The sequence below is a fragment of the Streptomyces sp. SCSIO 30461 genome (genome assembly GCF_037023745.1).
Lineage (GTDB): Bacteria > Actinomycetota > Actinomycetes > Streptomycetales > Streptomycetaceae > Streptomyces.
This window is the reverse complement of record NZ_CP146101.1, coordinates 2,640,244-2,658,750: the sequence shown is the minus strand read 5'-3', so window position 1 is coordinate 2,658,750 and position 18,507 is coordinate 2,640,244. Positions and strand designations below refer to the sequence as shown.

Genomic DNA, 18,507 nt, shown 5'->3' with positions numbered 1-18,507 from the left:
GTTCCGCTTACTCTTCCCCGCATGGCTGCGGCTCAGGGACAGTTCTCCGATCATTCCGACGACGCGGAGCGGAACGCCCTCCCGCACGCGTTCCGCCAAGCAGTGGACGCCTTCGCAGCCGCCCGGCTCCGGCCGGAGATCGAGGTGGAGCGCACCCGCCCGCCGCAGCGGCTCGCCCCGCACGCCCACGCCCTGGAGGCAGCCGTCGTCGACGACGGTGAGGACCTCGCGGACGGCCGTCTGGTGCTGCTGCACGACCCAGCCGGGCACGACGCCTGGAAGGGCACGTTCCGACTGGTCACGCTGGTGCGGGCGGAGCTGGAACCGGAGATGGCGGCGGACCCGCTGCTGCCCGAGGTGTGCTGGTCCTGGCTGACGGGCGCGCTGGAGGCGCGCGGTCTGTTCCACGGCGAGGCGGGCGGCACGGTCACCCGAGCGGGCTCGCACTACTTCGGCGCCCTCGCCGAGCGCCGCCCCGCGACCCAGATCGAGATCCGGGCGTCCTGGACCCCGAGCGAGGGCCGCGACGGCGTCCCGGACACCGCTGCGCATCTGGCGGCCTGGTGCGATCTCCTGTGCCAGGTGGCAGGTCTGCCGCCGTCGACTCCCGACGCCTCCGCCGGCGTGGTCTCCCTCCCCCAGCGCCGCGGCCCCCACGCACGCTGAGGGCCGTCCCGTCCGCCCCCAGCCCGGCGAGGTCAGCGCGGCACCCGGCGACCGGGACATCCGGGCGCGCCCGCCCCCAGCCTTCGCGGGCCGGTCCGGCAGCGTGAATGGCTCGGCGGGGGCGCGGCGGCCGCGTGCCGGGTGGGCCGCCACCACACCGCACCGCCTATGCGGTCCCTTCCCGCGTACCGGCCTGCCTGCGGGTGGCAACACCGCGCAGGTGTCTGAATTGCCGGAATTGTTACTCACCAAATCGTGATCATTCCCTAAAGGCGCGCGAGATTGCTGCCGAAGAGGTGGTGACCCTTCAAGCACGGTTCGCCCCGGCTTCATCCCCCGAGCCGGCCCCGTCCCCCCACCTTCCAGGAGGCCTGGTGTCCGTTCTCCTCGAGCAGCCCGCAAGCCTGGTCGCCTACCGCCCGAACAAGCCGACGGCCATGGTCGTCGTGGCCGACCCGCGCGTCCGTTCCACCGTGACCCGCCATCTGTGGGCCCTCGGAGTACGTGACGTCATCGAAGCGTCGTCCATCGCGGAGGCCCGCCCCCGCGTCGGCAACCCTCGCGACATCTGCGTGGCCGACGTCCACCTGCCCGACGGCTCCGGGCTCACCCTGCTTTCCGAGACCCGTGCGGCCGGCTGGCCCAACGGGCTGGCGCTCTCCGCGGCCGATGACATCGGCGCCGTGCGCAACGCCCTGGCAGGCGGGGTCAAGGGATATGTCGTCACCGGCACCCGCACCAATCTCGGCCACCCCACCCGTCCCGGCGCCGCGCCCATCGGCTCGGCAGCCGCCCGGCTGCACCGCCGCCCCCCCGGCGCCCCGAGCCACCCCGGCGGATACCGCGAGCTGTCCGGGCGCGAGGTGGAGGTGCTCCGGCTCGTCGCCGAGGGCCAGTCGAACAAGGCCATCGGAGTGTCGATGGGCCTTTCGGCCCTGACCGTGAAGAGCCACCTCGCCCGGATCGCGCGCAAGCTCGGCACCGGCGACCGGGCCGGAATGGTGGCCGTGGCGCTGCGTACCGGCATCATCCACTGATACTTCCGCAAAGGGCTGCCGCCCGTCGACGGAACGTTCCGTCGACGGGCGGCTTCCGTTCACAGATACCCTTGACAGGTGACCGACGCCCAAGAGACCGCAGCAGTTCCAGACCTGCGTACCCCCGGGGGCGGCCCCCCGGACGACGGCCTCACGGTCGATGGGGCGCCGATCCCTCTACTCGAGCCGCGCGAGGGCATCCCGCCGGTACTCTCGACGCCCGAGGAGCTCGACTCCGTCATCGCCTCGTTCGCCGCCGGGAGCGGACCGGTGGCCGTGGACGCCGAACGCGCGTCCGGCTACCGGTACGGCCAGCGGGCGTACCTCGTCCAGCTGCGCAGGGAAGGCGCGGGCACGGCCTTGATCGACCCGGTCGGCTGCGGCGATCTCTCCGGTCTCGACGAGGCACTGGCCGGGACCGAATGGATCCTGCACGCGGCCACCCAGGACCTGCCGTGCCTACGGGAAATAGGCATGGTGCCGAGCCGGCTCTTCGACACCGAGCTGGCCGGACGGCTGGCGGGCTTCCCCCGGGTGGGACTCGGCGCGATGGTCGAGTCGGTGCTCGGCTATGCGCTGGAGAAGGGCCACTCGGCGGTGGACTGGTCGACCCGTCCCCTGCCTGAGCCCTGGCTGCGGTACGCGGCACTCGATGTGGAACTGCTGGTGGACCTGCGGGACGCCCTGGAGAAGGAGCTGGACCGTCAGGGGAAGCTGGAATGGGCCCGGCAGGAGTTCGATGCGATCGCCTCGGCCCCGCCCGCCCCGCCGCGCAAGGACCCCTGGCGGCGCACCTCGGGCATGCACAAGGTGCGGCGGCGGCGGCAGATGGCGGTCGTGCGAGAGCTGTGGACGGCCCGCGACAAGGTGGCGCAGCGGCGCGACGTCTCGCCGGGCAAGGTACTGAGCGACGCGGCGATCATCGAGGCCGCCCTCGCCGTGCCCGTGAACGTGCAGGCGCTGACCGCACTGACCGGCTTCGGGCACCGGATGGGGCGGCGCGCACTCGAACAGTGGCAGGCTGCGATCGACCGGGCACGGACCCTGTCGGACGCCGAACTGCCGCAGCCGGGGCAGCCGCTGGCCGGTCCGCCGCCCCCTCGCTCCTGGGCCGACAAGGATCCCGCCGCGGCGGCCCGCCTGTCCGCTGCCAGAGCGTCGGTCTCGGCTCTGGCCGAGCAGCTGAACCTGCCTCAGGAGAACCTGATCACACCGGACACGGTGCGCCGGGTCTGCTGGGAGCCTCCGGTCGCGGTTCCCGAGGAGGTGTCGTCCGCCCTGCGCTCGTTCGGCGCGCGCGAGTGGCAGGTCGAGCAGGTGACCCCTCTGCTCACCAGGGCCCTCTCCGCGCAGCCCTGAGGCCGCCGCGGTCACGCGGCCACCTTCGGACCTCGGCGCGGGGCGATCCTGCCCACCCCGCGCCGCGGGTGCTCTGAGGCGCGGCCGAGTCCGGCGATCCGGTCCGCAGGTGCGCGACCACACCGACACGGTGTGACCTTCGCCGCTCCACGCTCCAGGTGTGGGCATCACAGTTACCCGCAAGTAGCATGAGGGCAAGCGTGCGCTTAGCCGCGCATGCGCAGCAGTGCCATCCCGCACCCTGGAGGAGAGCCATCGTGCCTCGTACCGTCAGGGACGTCGTCTTCGTCGACGGCGTCCGCACCCCGTTCGGCAAGGCGGGCCCGAAGGGCATCTACAACGAGACCCGCGCCGACGATCTCGTCGTGAAGGCCATCCGGGAGCTGCTGCGCCGCAACCCGGATCTCGACCCCGCGAAGATCGACGAGGTCGCCATCGCCGCGACCACGCAGATCGGCGACCAGGGTCTGACCATCGGCCGTACCGCCGGCATCCTCGCGGGGCTGCCGCAGTCCGTGCCGGGCTACTCGATCGACCGCATGTGCGCCGGCGCGCTGACCGCCGTCACCGCGGTCGCCGGCGGCGTCGCCTTCGGCGCGTACGACATCGCCATCGCAGGCGGCGTCGAGCACATGGGCCGCCACCCGATGGGTGAGGGCGTCGACCCGAACCCGCGCTTCGTGTCGGAGAAGCTCGTCGACCAGTCGGCCCTCTTCATGGGCATGACCGCCGAGAACCTGCACGACCGCTACCCCACCATCACCAAGCAGCGCGCCGACGAGTACGCCGTGCGCTCGCAGGAGAAGGCCGCCAAGGCGTACGCCAACGGCAAGATCCAGCAGGACCTGGTGCCGGTCTCGGTGCGCCGTACCAACCCCGAAGCGGGCGAGACCGGATGGGGCCTGGTCACGGCAGACGAGCCGATGCGACCGGGCACCACGTTCGAGAACCTCCAGGGCCTGAAGACGCCGTTCCGCGTCCACGGCCGCGTCACCGCGGGTAACGCCGCAGGCCTGAACGACGGCGCCACCGCCTCGCTCATCGCCTCCGAGGACTTCGCCCGGGAGAACGACCTCCCGGTCAAGATGCGCCTGGTCTCGTACTCCTTCGCCGGCGTCGAGCCCGAGGTCATGGGCTACGGCCCGATCCCGGCGACCGAGAAGGCCCTCGCCCAGGCCGGTCTTTCCATCGACGACATCGGCCTGTTCGAGATCAACGAGGCCTTCGCCGTCCAGGTCCTGGCCTTCCTGGAGCACTACGGCATCGCCGACGACGACGCCCGCGTCAACCAGTACGGCGGCGCCATCGCGTTCGGTCACCCACTCGCCTCCTCCGGCGTCCGCCTGATGACGCAGCTGGCACGCCAGTTCGAGGAGCAGCCCGAGGTCCGCTACGGCCTCACCACGATGTGCGTCGGCTTCGGCATGGGCGCCACCGTGATCTGGGAGAACCCGCACCACAAGGACGCCGGAGGCAACAAGTGAGCGAGCGAACCATGGAGACGTGCAGCATGAGCGAGTGCCTCACCCAGCGAAGCGAGGTTGCGGCATGAGCACCACCGCTGAGCTCCTGAAGGGCGCGGCCGAGTTGTTCCCGGACGAGGTCGTCACCCAGGCGCACGTACGCCACCTCGATCTGCCCGGCGGCGCGGGCAAGTTCGCCCTCATCACGCTGGACAACGGCTTCGACCACACCAAGCCGACCACCTTCGGCCCCCAGTCGCTCGCGAACCTGAACGTCGCGATCGACCAGGTCGAGAAGGAGGCGTCCGAGGGCGCCATCGTCGGTGCCGGCATCACCGGCAAGCCGTTCATCTTCGCCGTCGGCGCCGACCTCAAGGGCGTCGAGCTGCTCAAGCAGCACTCGGACGCGCTGGCCATCGGCAAGGGCGGCCACGACGTCTTCAAGCGGCTGTCCGCGCTCGCCGTCCCGACCTTCGCGTACTACAACGGCGCGGCGATGGGCGGCGGTGTCGAGGTCGGTCTGCACTGCTCGTACCGCACGGTCTCCAGCGCTGTGCCGGCCTTCTCGCTGCCCGAGGTCTTCCTGGGCCTGGTCCCGGGCTGGGGCGGCTGCGCGATCCTGCCGAACCTGATCGGCGCGGACAAGGCCGTCTCGGTGATCATCGAGAACTCGCTCAACCAGAACAAGCAGCTCAAGGGCAAGCAGGTCTTCGAGCTCGGCATCGCCGACGCGATCTTCGAAGGCGCCGACTTCCTGGAGCAGTCGCTGATCTGGACCGCGTCCGTCCTCAAGGGCGAGATCGCGGTGGAGCGCGCCGAGATCGACCGCGGTGAGGCCTGGGACCAGGCCGTCGCCCGCGGCCGGTTCATCGCCGACTCCAAGGTGCACGGCGCGGCCCCGGCCGCGTACCGCGCCCTGGACATCATCGAGGCGGCCAAGGAGGGCGACCTCCAGAAGGGCTTCGACGCCGAGGACGCCGCCCTCGCCGACCTGATCATGGGTGGCGAGCTGCGCTCCGGAATCTACGCCTTCAACCTGGTGCAGAAGCGCGGCAAGCGCCCGGCCGGTGCCCCGGACAAGAGCCTGGCCCGCCCGGTCACCAAGGTCGGCGTCGTCGGCGCCGGCCTGATGGCCTCTCAGCTGGCGCTGCTGTTCCTGCGCCGCCTCGAGGTGCCGGTGGTGCTCACCGACATCGACCAGGAGCGCGTCGACAAGGGTGTGGGCTATGTCCACGCCGAGATCGAGAAGCTGCTGGGCAAGGGCCGGATCAACCAGGACAAGGCCAACCGCCTCAAGGCGCTGGTCAGCGGTGTCCTGGACAAGGCCGAGGGCTTCGCGGACGCGGACTTCATCATCGAGGCCGTGTTCGAGGAGATGACCGTCAAGCAGAAGGTGTTCGCGGAGGTCGAGGCCGTCGCCCCGGCGCACGCGATCCTCGCCACCAACACCTCCTCGCTGTCGGTCTCCGAGATGGCCTCCAAGCTCCAGCACCCGGAGCGTGTGGTCGGCTTCCACTTCTTCAACCCGGTCGCGGTCCTGCCGCTGCTGGAGATCGTCCGCGGTGAGCAGACCGACGACGCCTCCTTGGCCACGGCCTTCGGCGTCGCCAAGAAGCTGAAGAAGACCGCGGTGCTCACCAAGGACGCCCCGGCGTTCGTCGTGAACCGCATCCTGGTCCGCTTCATGGGCGAGATCCAGAACATCATCGACGAGGGCACCCCGGTCGCCGTGGCGGAGAAGGCGGTGGAGCCGCTCGGCCTGCCGATGTCCCCGCTGGTGCTGCTGGAGCTGGTCGGCCCCGCCATCGGCCTGCACGTCTCCGAGACCCTGAACCGCGCCTTCCCTGAGCGCTTCACGGTCTCCGCGAACCTGAAGGCGGTCGTCGAGGCCGGCAAGCGCGGCTTCTACGTCTACGACTCGGGCAAGCCGGAGCTGGACCCCGAGGTCGCGGCACTCCTCCAGCAGGGCGACACCGTCCTCACGGAGGAGCTGGCTCGCGCCCGTGTCCTGGACGCGGTGGCCGAGGAGATCGGTCTGATGCTGGAGGAGGGCGTCGTCGCCGAGGCCCAGGACATCGACCTCTGCCTGATCACGGGCGCCGGCTGGCCCTTCCACCTGGGTGGCGTGACACCGTACCTGGACCGTGAGGGTGTCTCCGAGCGCGTCAACGGCAAGAAGTTCCTGCCGCAGGGCGTCGCGAGCGTCCCCGCGTAAGGCACAGCGCACAGCGGCGAACGGGCCGTACGGGATCGCGATCCCGTACGGCCCGTTCGTGTTGTCGCCGGCTGCGGGAGGGAAAGACGACGGCGGCCGCACCCGGGCTTTCCCGGGTGCGGCCGCCGTCGCGCTACGAGTCGGACCTGACTAGAGGCGCTTCGCGCTGCGCAGGGTGGTCGCGTAGTACCCGTTTCCGTCCAGTCGCGAGGTACCGCCCTTGTCGCCGATCGTCGGGCCGTTCACTTCCTCCCGGCTGGAGATGAAGATCTTGTGCCCGTCGCCGTCATGGCCGAGGTACATGCCCACATGGTCGAGCCGGTCCTTGGTCCGGGCGTCCAGCTTGAAGAAGACCAGATCGCCCGGCTGGAGCACATCGATGGACTTGGGCCGGTCCTTGGCCGCGACGCCCTTCAGCGGAATGACGTCGGCGCCCAGCTTGGAACGGGCCATGCCGTTCGCGGTGCGGGGCAGACCGTCCCCGGTCGTGTCCGACGAGGCCAGCGGATAGCGGACCCGGTAGCCCCAGACCAGGCGCATATAGCCCGAGCAGTCGACGGAACGGGCGCGCTTGTCCTCGGGCTGCTTGCTGGTGCCGTCACGGAAGGTGTACGGGATCATGAGGTAGTCGTAGAAGTCCGACAGCTCCTCGCGCAGGTCGTTGCCCGCGCTGCCGTTCGGGTTGAGCGGACCGAAGCTGGCGTCGCCCGCGTAGGAGGTGCCCTCCTCGTCCTTCTTGACCGGAGCACCCTCGATGTACTGGAAGGCGCTGGCGAAGATGTCGTCCTCCTCGCTGCCGAAGAACTCCTTGAACCAGTCCTTGAACCACTTCTCCTTCTCGGCGCCCTTGCGCCAGGTCTCCGGCATCAGCCGCACCCAGTCCTCGGTAACCACACGCGACTTGGTGTTGGCGGCCTCGGTGAAGGTACGGCTGGGGCCCTTGAGAGTGGCGGTACGGGCGCGGTCGGTGAAGGTCGCGAGAACCTGCCCGCCCTCGCCCCGCAGCACCGACCGGTCCGGGTTCTTCAGGCGCTCCCAGGTCTGCTTTCCGCTCACCTGCCCGGTACTCGACTCGAGCACCGGGGAGTCCGTGACGGCCTGGACCGCAGGCGCCTTGGCCTGCTCCTCCTTGCGTAGCTCGACGGTCAGATAGGCACTGCCGGCGAGCAGGGAGATCACCACCGCCGCGTGGACGACGGCGCGGGACTTCTTCTTGGCACTCATGAGGTCGACTCCGGTGGACGGTCAGGCGGACGGCATGAAGCCGAGGAGGATCCCGGCGGTGAGGACGACGTAGGCCATCAGCGTCACCGAGCCGGTGGCCAGCAGCGTGGGGCCCTTGGGCTGGCGCACCAGCTGGTAGGCGATCAGGCCGGGGACGATGAACCCGAGCGTCTGGTTGCTGTACATCAGCGGGAACTCGATGGAGAGCACGATCATCAGCGAGGCCTGGAGGATCACACCGGTCAGCACGACCGCGGCGAACAGGCGCTTGCCGTAGAGGATGACGTAGCGCTGGAGCAGCAGGGTGCACACGTAGGTGAGCACGGTGACGCCGACGACCATCGCGGCGCGCTGCAGGTCCTCGACGAGGGTGAGCGCCAGCCAGCCGGGGGTGATCATGCCGCCGGGCGAGAGGTTGGTCGTCAGATAGCAGACCAGGGAGAAGAGCAGCCCGAGGGCGATGCCGACCGCGGCGATCTCGGGGGTGAGGACGGAGGGGATCAACGGGGCTCTCCTGAGCTGTACCACTGCTGGGGGTCGTCGGTGGAAGGGGTGACGGGCGTCGGCGGCACACGGGGCTCGAACAGCCCGCGTGGCTCCTCGTTCCGGCGTGCGGCGGCCCACGATCCGTCGGGCTGCGCCGAGGCACCGTCGCCGTACCGGGGCTCTCGGCCGTCCGGACCCGGCAGGTGCGGCACACCGGCGTAGGACTGCGGGTCACCGGACGGCAGCGCCGCGTCGTACGCGGCCGGCAGGTGCGGCACACCCGCGTAGGACTGCGGGTCACCGGACGGCAGCGCCGCGTCGTACGCGGCCGGCAGGTGCGGCACACCCGCGTAGGACTGCGGGTCACCGGACGGCAGCGCCGCGTCGTACGCGGCCGGCAGGTGCGGCACACCCGCGTAGGACTGCGGGTCACCGGACGGCAGCGCCGCGTCGTACGCGGCCGGCAGGTGCGGCACACCGCCCTGCGGTTCGCCGCCGTGGGACGGGTCGGCGTGCTGTACGGCGTCCTGAGGCGCCCAGTCGCCGCGCTGCTGGGGCACGGCGCGCCGTACGGTGTACCGGTTCTCGTACGACTCCGGGTACTGCTGGTACGGGTCGATACGCGGCGCGTAGAGCTGCATCGTCTCGCTGTGCTCCGGATGCGCCGGCGCCGCCTGCAGACCGGGCTCGTCCGCTGCCGGCTCGGCGCCGGTGGGCTTCGGGGAGGCTTCGCCTGCTGCGCTCTCGTCGGCCGGGAGCTCCGCCAGGTGCTCCAGGAGTATCTCGCCCTGGCCGTGGATGTTGCCGATGGCCACGAGCGAGGAGTCGGGGCCGAGGTGTCCGATGAGTTCGTGCATGAACTCCTCGCCGTCGCGTCCTTCGCCGCCGAGGTCGACGGCGCGGTCGCGCCACTCGGCCGGGATCGCGTCGATGGCGCTCTTGGCCGGGTGGCCGATCACGAACACCTTGTCCGGTTCGAGGTCCGGCACGATCTGGCCCATCTGACCGTTGCGCTCGACACGGTCGGGACGGCAGTTGATCACCACGTTCAGCGGGCGGTTGATCGCGCCGAGGTCGAGGAGCTGGTTGATGTTCATCAGCGTCGACTCGGGGTCGTTGGCCGCGAAGACGTTGGCGAAGCGCAGCTTCTTGCCGTCCTGGGTGACATACCGTTCGACGGACAGCACGCCCGGGTCCGGCGGGGCGTCGTACATGCCCTGGAGCGCGGTCTTGCGGTCCACGCCGAGCAGGTCGGCGACGACCAGCGCGATCGCCACGTTCTCCTTGAAGGTGAACCAGCTGAAACCGCGCAGCTCCTCGTCGGTGACGATCTCGGGGTCCGCGTAGATCAGCTGGCAGTCACGCTTGTCGGCCTCCTCCTGGAGAACGTGGAAACGTTCCTTCTCCGCGGTGACGCAGATGCCGCCGTGCGGCATGGAGCGGGACAGCGAACGGCCGATGTCGTCCAGCGTCGGGCCCATCTCGGCGACGTGGTCCTCACGGACGTTGCACAGCACGCCGATCGTGGAGCGGATCAGCTTGGACTGGTTGATCTCCTGGAGGGCGGGCATGACAGCCATGCACTCCATGACCAGCGCGTCGGGGTTGTACGCGGCGGCCCGGCGGACGATGCCGATCTGCTCGACCACGTTGGCGATGCCGAACTTGCGGTAGACGGGCTCCTCGGTCGCGTCGGGGTGGATGAAGCGGGCGGCCGTACCGGTGGTCTTGGCGACCGTGGTCAGTCCGCCGCCCCGGAGGGCTCCCGCACACAGCCGGGTGATGGAGGACTTGCCGCGGATGCCGTTGACGAGCACCCGGGAAGGGATGTTCTCCAGATTGGCGAAGTGCCGCCGCTGTTCGATGATCCCCGCGATCAGCAGGATGACGCTGCACGCCACCAGCACTACGTAGAGGAAGAGCACGGTCGTCAGTTCCTTCCGGCGAGGGAGGTCATGCCGTCGCGCTTGCGCTGCTGTCCCGGCAGCTGCTGCCGGATCAGCTCAAGGCTGCGGACGACGGCGCCCACCTCGTCGTGGTGGCGCGGATACAGAACGGTGCGGCGGTCTCCGTCCGCGAGCGCCTCCGCCTGGTCGGCGAGGGCGCGCAGCGGCCGGATCACGATGATGTGGAGCCAGCCCAGGCACGCCGTCGCAGCGGTGACGCCGAGCAGACCCGCGAGTACCGTGAGGTTCTGGCGGTGGTACTCGGGGATCTTCAGACCGGATGCCGGTTGCCAGCTGACGACGGTCCAGCCGAGGGACTTCGCCGCACCACCGCCCGCGAAGGGAGCCGCACCGGCGATCTGGATGTCGTCGCCGTCCCGGAACAGCACACCGCTGGGCCGCGTACTCGTGCCGGCCTTCCGGTTGGCTCCGTTGGCCAGCCCTTCCAGACGGGCGCTCGGCAGCTTCTCGAAGGCGAAGTAGCCGTTGTTGCCCGCGAGGACACGGCGCTGCGCATCCACCACCCGCACCTCACCCAGGCCCGGCCGCTTGAGCAGCGAGTTCAGGAAGTCGATGCGGAACTCGCCCACCACGGCAGCGCCCTTGCGGCCGTTGACCTCGGCGGTGCCGATGATCACCGGCTCCTTGCCCGTGTCGAGGACGCGGATCTGATCGCCCGACGGGCCCTTGCCCGGGGTGGTGTGCGGTTCGCCGCCCGCCTGGGCGAGCACGGTGCCGTTCCCGTCGAGGACGTACATCGTCTCGTACCGCAGGTGCTGCGCCATGGTCCGCTTGAGGACCTCGGTCATCTGGTCCGGCTTGGTCCGGTCGCCGAGCAGGGCGGCCACCGACATGAGGTCGGCGTGGCCCTCGTTGAGCGCCCTGCGCACCCGGTCGCTGAGGGTGTCGGTGCGCTCGCGCTGGTCGTTCACGATCTGCTGCGGCACCACGACGGTGTCGCCGGCCCGGTTGAGCACGAGCAGGAGCGGAGCGGACCAGGCCAGCAGGAGCACCGCGCAGACGCCGAGCAGGAGCCGAGCGCCGAGGCGCCGGCGCCGGGGTGTGGCCGGAGCCTCGGCCGGTTCGCCCTGGAGCTGCCGCCGCAGGCGTTCGAGAGCGGCGCCGATCCGTGCCGCCTCGCCGTAGCGGGGCGAGGTGACCGGGCGGGTGAGGTCACCGCGACTGAGGCGCCGGCTCTCCAGGAACAGGCGGATCAGCGGGCGCTGCACGGTGCCGATCAGGAATGCCACGGTCACGCCTCCGATGAGGAGCAGCGCGCCGGCGGCGGCCAGGCCGAACACCGGGCTGCTGGTCACCGTGGGGTCCTCGCCGACCTTGACCATGGCGACGACGGTGAGACCCAGGCTGGTCGCCACGGTCGACTCACCGGCCGTGGGTCCCGCGAGGGTGGCGTATCCGGCGATGGAGCGGTCACCGAGGTAGCGGCCGCCTGTGAGGCTGCCGCTGACGCCGAGGAACCCGCCGGCACCGGGTTCCTTGGCCTTGACGGGGTGCTCCCGGGCCTTCTGGGCCACGGTCTTGGCGAAGGCCTTCAGCTCGCGCCTGGACTCGGCGGCCTCATCGCGCTCGTACTCGGACTTCACCTGCTCGGGCTCGGGGATGCCGTCCTGGCTCAGCACGGTGCCCTGCTGGTCGAGCACGGCGATGGAGCGGAAACCGCCGAGGCTGATCCCGGGGAACTTCAGCCCGCTGGACGCGACGAGGAGCTTCTGCGGCTGCCCCTGCCAATGCAGCACGGCGAAGGCGAGCAGTCGGGTCTCGCCGTTCTGGAGCCGGACCATGCGCGGTGCGAGACCGTTCTCGTCGCTGAGTTTGGAACGGTCGATCGCGGGCAGGGGGACGTTCTCGCCGCGTGCGGCGAGGAGCTTGCCGGTCTTGATCTCGACGACGGCCGTGCCCAGCCACTTCTGGTACACGTTGCCCAGCTTGTCCAGGACGGCGTCCGCCGGTGCCGGGTCGGCCGCGTTGAAGAGCTCGGCCGTACGCGTCAGGTCGGTGACGCTCTCGTCGATGGAGGCGCGCAGGCCGATGGCGCCGTCCTCGGCGAAGTGCTGCTGGGACGTCATGACGGCTTGGGGCACGCGGTCGCTTCCGACACGGCCGAGAGAGAGGGCGGTTATGCCCGCCAGAGCAAGGAGCAGAACAGACAGTACGGCGATAGGCGGACGTATTCCACCTATCAAGGACATGTCAGCCCTTCGGCGGACCTTATGCCGCCGCTTCGCGGTCGAAGCGGCCAAGACGGAGCACCTCATCCTTCGAGAGTCATGGAGATCCGGGCACGGAACCCGGATGTGAAACCCGGAGCGAAACCTGGACACGGGGCGCAGCGGCACCCTCGGGTCGGGCACGGCTCAAGCCGCATGGCGCCCCTCCAGGAGCCACGCATGTCAGACAGGAACCACGATCAATCGGTTGTACGAATTCGATGTGATCAAGAACACGAGCGGGCCATGGCAAGGTCAGTCCGGAAGAGCCTCCAGGGGTACGAGGCCGTCCTTCACCGCCCCCCGGTTCAGCATCGTCCCCTCCGTGCGCTCGAACGCCAGGCGGTAGCGGGCGATCTGCTCGTCACCGAGGCCCTTGCGATCACGCAGGGTGGCGGCGATGTCGATGAGGCGGTAGTCCTTCACCGCGCCTTCGGGCAGCTTGCCCGACTCATCCGGATCCGGTGGAATGTCCACGAACGTCGGCACATACTTCGCCTGCACGTCCCACTTGCCGCCACGCTTGGCGAACTCGAACCAGCCGATGACACCCTCCTCGGTCAGCCCGCTGGGCACGTCGTGCCGGGCGACCTGATTGCCGAGGCCGTAGGCGATCCAGGTTCCGTCGACCTTCTCCATCGGCTGCACCACGTGGGCGTGATGGCCGATGAGCAGGTCGACACCGGTCTCCTTGGCGATCCTGCGACCGAGCTGGAGCTGCGATCGGCTCGGGTTCGGCCAGTGCTCACGCCCCCAGTGGAGGCTGAGGATGACGACCTCGGCACCGGCGTCACGCGCTCTCTTCTCGGCGGCTGCGATCGCCTTGAACTCGATCTCGTTCGCGAGCCAGGGCTTGTCCTTGGGGACCTCGAAGTCGTTGAATCCGAGAGCGAACGAGAGCTGGGCGACCTTGACGCCCTTGACGTCGACGATCATCGTCTTGGCCGCCTCCGCCTCGGTCCGGTACGACCCGGTGTGCTTCAGGCCCGCCGCGTCCAGCGCGTTCAGGGTCTGCACGACCCCGTTGTAACCGTGGTCGAGCACATGGTTCGAAGCGGTGGAGCAGGTGTCGTAGCCCACGTTCTTGATCGTCGTGGTGATCTGCGGCGGAACCAGGAAGGTCGGGAAGCCCTCGAACGGCCCCTCGGGCTTGCCGAGCACGGGCTCAAGGTGGCAGATCCCGAGGTCCGCCTTGCTGATGACGGGCTTGATCCCGGCCATCAGCGGGTCGAAGTCGATCCCGCTGACGCCCTTGCCGGTCTCCTTCGCGTCCTTTTGGCCCTGCTCGATGAGCTGCGGGTGGATGAGGATGTCACCGGCGGCGGCGACCGTGAAGGTGGGGCTGCCACTGTCCGGAGCCGCCTTGGCGTCGTCCGAGCCGAACGGTCCGCAGGCGGCGGTACCGGACAAGAGGACAAGGGTGGCGGCGGAGGCCGTCAGCGACCGGTGCGAGAAGCGTTTCATCACCTGGATATCTTTATACAGCTATGACGATCAACCGAACCAAGACGGTAACAATTGCGGCAACTCTGCTCATTGCGGTCGCCGTCGCACTGACTCTGCTACTGACGGGTTGGACCAATGGCCTTGACTCAACGGAGAGTACAGGGCCGGGGAGTGGCGGCACCAACCGTCTTGGCGGCCGAGCTGCGGATCTCGAGCGGCGAGTAGCCGATTTCACATCCCGGTTCCGTGAGGACAGCGGGTACCGGCGGCCCAGCAGCAAAGAACGCGAGGCCGTGGCCGAGGGCGTGGCCCTGCTCGTCGACGGACAGCGTTCGCGGGCCGAGCAGCGGCTGTCCGACGTGGACTTCACCATCCGCACGATCACGGACGGCTCGGCCGGCCGGCAGTACGCGGAGATCGCCGACCGCAGCGAGGACGCACGGTCGCCCCGGGGCTGGGGCCGGGTCTATGTCGATCTCTCCGCCCCCCTGCGCTGGTCGGTTCAGGTGCCGCACCCGCTGGCCGACCGGCGCACCGAACTGCTGGGGGTGAACGTACTGAGAGGGGCCCCCGGCGGAGTGCTGGTGATCGCGGGAGCACACCGCGCGGCAGGGAAGGGGGACGCCGCCGACGTGGCGCACCGCACCGACAGCGTCTTCGACGCCATCTGCGACGAACTCGCCGAGCGCGGGATGCCTGCCGTCCAGCTGCACGGTTTCGCCAACGACTCCGCGCCCGAGCACGATGCGATCGCATCCACCGGCAGCGGCGATCTGGCGCGCGCCGAGGGTCGTGTGCTCGCCGACGCGCTGCGCGACCGCGGCTTCGCGGTGTGCAGGGCCTGGACCCGTGACTGCCCGCTGGAAGGACGCAGCAACGTCCAGGGCCGCAAGGCGGAGCGGGAGGACGCTCCGTTCCTCCACGTCGAGTTCAGCAATTCCGTACGGACGTCCCCGTCGCGTGCCGCCCGCGCGGCCGAGGCCCTGCGGGCCGTGACCGGGACCTGGGCCGTCGCCGCACTGCCGCCGCGCTCTCAGTAGAGCCGAGCCCCGAGCCGTCCCGAGACCCGAAGGGCACGGGCGGGCGGAAGCGCCGCCCGGGACGGCACGCTGTGCCCTGCTCGGGGAGGGAGACCGGCGACCTCAGGGCTGGGGAGCGGTGGCCGCGGAGGTGAGGAACGGCGCCCGAAACCGGCTCCACCCGGGTCGAAGCCGGTTTCGCGGCGAGCTCCACTTCGTGGCGCGCGGGGCTGGGACGGTCGAGGGACGGATGCATGAGGACGCTGCCTCCGATCGACACGACATGGTCGGGTGCGGGTCCTCCGGGCGCCACCCCAACGGCGTGCCGCAGTCCCCCGAGAGGCTCCGTCGCTCTCCCACCGGCGACGCGCCGACACTGATGCGACGGGAGCCGGAGTGCGTCACGCTCCCCGGGCGACCCTCCACTGTTCCATCGCCAGCCCGGACTCCGCCTTCTGCCGCGTCACATGCAAAGAGCCGTCCGCGCCGAGTGCGGCCAGCACCACCCGGCCGTTGCCGTCGATCGCGAGGGCGGGGACACCGACGCACGGCTCGCCCGTGCTGGTCCACACCGCGCCCGCCGCCTCGTCCTCCGTCGGATACGCGGCCAGAGCCGGACGCCCGTCCTTGCCCCGCTGGACCAGGATCGTGCAGTCGACACCGTCCACCGGGGTGCGCAGCATGGCGACCGGCCCCGTACCGCCCGCGCCGCCCAGGGAGACCGGGGCCATCCCCTCACGCCACACGTGCACCGCCCCCGTGGCTGAGTCACGCCAGGCGTGACTCAGCCTCTCCCGGCCGGTGCGCTCGGAGCTCATCGAGTTCTCGGCGGCGGTGGCGTCGATGTCGTCGGCGCGCTCGAACTTCACGCCAGGGGTCTCCTGCGTCCACCGCATGACCGCGTCGGCGGTCGGCGCGAGGACCTCCATGTGCCCGTGGTCGGTGAGCGAGGCCGATGGCACGCCCAGCATGCCGCGGCCCTTGAGGTCCGCCCACGCGTTCCACTTGCCGTTCGCCGCCTGGGCACGTCCGCAGACACCGCCGCCCGCGTTGCGCACGAAGACATGCAGCAGGCCCGACGCGTCCACGGTCGCCGCGGGAAGACCTATGGACGCCGCCAGCTCGGGCCGGTGCAGGTACGGGGTGGCAAGCGCGTACCACTCGCGCATGGGCCGACCGGACTGGTACTGGATGGCCTGCACGACGTCCGTGGCCATCTCGCCGCCGGGCAGGGGCCTGTGCCGCAGCCCGACGAGCTGGACGTATCCGTCGGCGTCCTGGGCGATCGCCAGATAGGGCAGCAGCCCCGGTGCGGGGAAGAGCTCGGGACCGATCCAGTCGTCCGCACCGGCCTGTGCCTCGGTCCAGCGCAGGACGCCGTCTGCGACCGGGGTGTACGCGGTGAGCCGGCCGTCCTTGCCGCGCAGAAGCCAGCCGGTGGTCGGCGGCAGCGACGGGTCGACCGGTAGCGACAGTGCCGTGTGCACCGTGCGGCGGGACTGGTTCCCGGGCCCCTGGGCTTCGCCCGTGCTTCGCTTGGATCTCCGCACAGACCGCCGTGCCATCGCCCGTTGCCACCTTTCCCAAGCGCCTGTTCAAGCGCGTGATTCACGTGACGATAACACCTGGCGAAGCCCGTGTTTCGCGACGATGACCGGTCCGGTGGCCGACGCGAAACACGGGCTTCGTGAGGGTCTGGTCGAGCGGGCTTCGTGAGGGCGGCCTCGGTGACCGGTCAGGACGACCCGTTCAGTACTTGGCGTCCCTGCCTTCCTTGCCCAGGCGGCTGTGGCTGCGGCCGTAGAGGAGGTAGACCGCCACTCCGATCAGCATCCACACGGCAAACCGGAACCAGGTCTCACCCGGAAGGTTGAGCATCAGCCACACCGTGGCCGCGACCGAGACGATCGGCAGCAACGGCACCCACGGGGTGCGGAACGAGCGGTGCAGGTCGGGGCGGGTACGGCGGAGCACGATCACGCCGATGGCCACGAGGACGAAGGCGAAGAGCGTGCCGATGTTCACCAGCGTCGCGAGTTCGTTGATGCTGGTGAAGCCGGCGACGACCGCGATGACCACACCGAGGAGGATGGTCGGGCGGTACGGGGTGCGGTACTTCGGGTGGGTGACCGAGAAGAAGCGGGGCAGCAGCCCGTCGCGGCTCATGGCGAAGAACACCCGGGTCTGGCCGAGCAACAGGATCAGACACACCGTGGTGAGGCCGACGGCGGCGCCGAAGCTGATGATTCCGGCGTAGAAGGGGTGCCCTACGGCCTTGAAGGCATCGGCCAGCGGCGCGCTCACCGACAACTCGCTGTAGTGCTGCATACCGGTGACCACGATCGAGACCGCCACGTACAGCACGGTGCAGATGAGGAGCGAGCCGAGGATGCCGCGCGGCATGTCCCGCTGCGGGCGCTTGGTCTCCTCGGCCGCGGTGGCCACCACGTCGAATCCGATGAAGGCGAAGAACACGACGGACGCGGCGGTGAAGATGCCCATGACGCCGAAGTTGGTCGGTTCGTAGCCGAACAGCAGCTGGACCAGCGGTGCGTCCCAGCCGGAGATGCCGCCGGGCGGGGCCTCCGACGGGGGGATGAACGGCTCGTAGTTGCTGCCCACGACGAAGAAGAGGCCGGCGATGATCACGATCAGGACCACGGTCACCTTGATGGCCACGACGACGGCGGTGATCCGGGCGGACAGCTTCATCCCGACGACGAGGATCACCGTCAGCACGAGGACCAGCAGGAAGGCGAGGACGTCGAAGGTGCCGCCGGGTGCGTCCGGCCCTTCGAATACGCGTGGCAGATGCCAGCCCGCGTGGTCGATCAGCGAGCGCACATAGCCGGACCAGCCGACCGCCACCACCGCAGTCCCCAGCGCGAACTCCAGGACGAGGTCCCAGCCGATGATCCAGGCCACCAACTCGCCGAGCGAGGCGTACGCGAACGTGTAGGCCGAACCGGCCACCGGGACGGTGGAGGCGAACTCGGCGTAGCAGAGGGCGGCCAGCGCACAGACGATTCCGGCGGCGATGAAGGCGAGCGCGGTGGCCGGGCCCGCGTTCTCCTTGGCCACCTTGCCGGTGAGCACGAAGATGCCAGTGCCGATGATGACGCCGACACCGAAGACGGTCAGGTCCCAGGCAGAGAGGGACTTCTTGAGCGCGTGCTCGGGCTCCTCGGTGTCCCGGATCGATTGCTCGACCGATTTCGTCCGGAACAATCCGGGATCTGGCGACTTCTGATCCGTACTCACCGGCGTACCTCCGTGCCCATGGCTGTATGCCCATGATCGAGAGGGGGGACGAGACCCCGCCCGCCCTCATACGCCGTTTCACACGAAAGGGCCGGTCGAACCCCCTTACGGGTGGTCCGACCGGCCCAATGTCCTGCCGAGTGCGGTGCGCGGCCTC

13 protein-coding genes are annotated in these 18,507 nt (G+C 69.9%); 6 read left to right on the top strand and 7 right to left on the bottom strand.

Annotated features, from left to right (window positions below; genetic code table 11):
* Positions 1–21: 21 nt before the first annotated feature.
* The 5 genes from V1460_RS11655 to V1460_RS11635 all read left to right on the top strand — a co-directional run bounded on the left by V1460_RS11655 (position 22) and on the right by V1460_RS11635 (position 6,740).
* A complete protein-coding gene (locus tag V1460_RS11655; protein WP_338673673.1) occupies positions 22–666 on the top strand; it encodes a DUF3000 domain-containing protein in 645 nt (214 codons plus the stop codon).
* 374 nt (positions 667–1,040) lie between these two features.
* Entirely contained in the window at positions 1,041–1,703 is a 663-nt protein-coding gene (locus tag V1460_RS11650; RefSeq protein ID WP_242330499.1) for a response regulator transcription factor, read from the top strand.
* 78 nt (positions 1,704–1,781) lie between these two features.
* Entirely contained in the window at positions 1,782–3,062 is a 1,281-nt protein-coding gene (locus V1460_RS11645) for a ribonuclease D (protein ID WP_338673672.1), read from the top strand.
* Between the two features lie 257 nt (positions 3,063–3,319).
* Positions 3,320–4,546 carry an acetyl-CoA C-acyltransferase gene (locus V1460_RS11640; RefSeq protein WP_338673671.1) on the top strand — a complete coding sequence of 409 codons (1,227 nt, stop codon included), beginning with the start codon at positions 3,320–3,322 and terminating at the stop codon, positions 4,544–4,546.
* 64 nt (positions 4,547–4,610) lie between these two features.
* Positions 4,611–6,740 (top strand): 3-hydroxyacyl-CoA dehydrogenase NAD-binding domain-containing protein, encoded by a 2,130-nt coding sequence (locus tag V1460_RS11635; protein WP_338673670.1) that lies wholly within the window; start codon positions 4,611–4,613, stop codon positions 6,738–6,740.
* Positions 6,741–6,890: 150 nt separating this feature from the next.
* On the opposite strand, the gene V1460_RS11630 is transcribed toward V1460_RS11635, so the two are convergent.
* The 5 genes from V1460_RS11630 to V1460_RS11610 form a co-directional block, all read right to left on the bottom strand.
* Positions 6,891–7,964, bottom strand: coding sequence for an NlpC/P60 family protein (locus tag V1460_RS11630; RefSeq protein WP_338673669.1), 1,074 nt, complete (start codon positions 7,962–7,964; stop codon positions 6,891–6,893).
* A 21-nt stretch (positions 7,965–7,985) separates the two neighbouring features.
* Complete coding sequence (locus V1460_RS11625; RefSeq protein ID WP_338673668.1) at positions 7,986–8,468, bottom strand: poly-gamma-glutamate biosynthesis protein PgsC/CapC; 483 nt, start codon at positions 8,466–8,468, stop codon at positions 7,986–7,988.
* Positions 8,465–10,375, bottom strand: coding sequence for a poly-gamma-glutamate synthase PgsB (gene pgsB, locus V1460_RS11620; RefSeq protein WP_338673667.1), 1,911 nt, complete (start codon positions 10,373–10,375; stop codon positions 8,465–8,467). Before pgsB ends, V1460_RS11625 begins: the two co-directional genes overlap by 4 nt.
* A gap of 5 nt (positions 10,376–10,380) precedes the next feature.
* Positions 10,381–12,606 (bottom strand): HAMP domain-containing protein, encoded by a 2,226-nt coding sequence (locus tag V1460_RS11615; protein WP_407077437.1) that lies wholly within the window; start codon positions 12,604–12,606, stop codon positions 10,381–10,383.
* 273 nt (positions 12,607–12,879) lie between these two features.
* Positions 12,880–14,088 carry a CapA family protein gene (locus V1460_RS11610; RefSeq protein WP_407077610.1) on the bottom strand — a complete coding sequence of 403 codons (1,209 nt, stop codon included), beginning with the start codon at positions 14,086–14,088 and terminating at the stop codon, positions 12,880–12,882.
* A gap of 275 nt (positions 14,089–14,363) precedes the next feature.
* Here V1460_RS11610 and V1460_RS11605 point away from each other — a divergent pair, with 275 nt between their 5' ends.
* Positions 14,364–15,110, top strand: a complete 747-nt coding sequence (locus V1460_RS11605; protein WP_338673664.1) for a hypothetical protein — start codon at positions 14,364–14,366, stop codon at positions 15,108–15,110.
* 380 nt (positions 15,111–15,490) lie between these two features.
* Here the strand turns inward: V1460_RS11605 and V1460_RS11600 are convergent, their stop codons facing one another.
* Together V1460_RS11600 and V1460_RS11595 are read right to left on the bottom strand one after the other, a co-directional pair.
* Positions 15,491–16,654, bottom strand: a complete 1,164-nt coding sequence (locus V1460_RS11600; protein ID WP_338673663.1) for a hypothetical protein — start codon at positions 16,652–16,654, stop codon at positions 15,491–15,493.
* Between the two features lie 184 nt (positions 16,655–16,838).
* Positions 16,839–18,350, bottom strand: a complete 1,512-nt coding sequence (locus V1460_RS11595; RefSeq protein WP_338673662.1) for an amino acid permease — start codon at positions 18,348–18,350, stop codon at positions 16,839–16,841.
* Between the last annotated feature and the right edge of the window lie 157 nt (positions 18,351–18,507).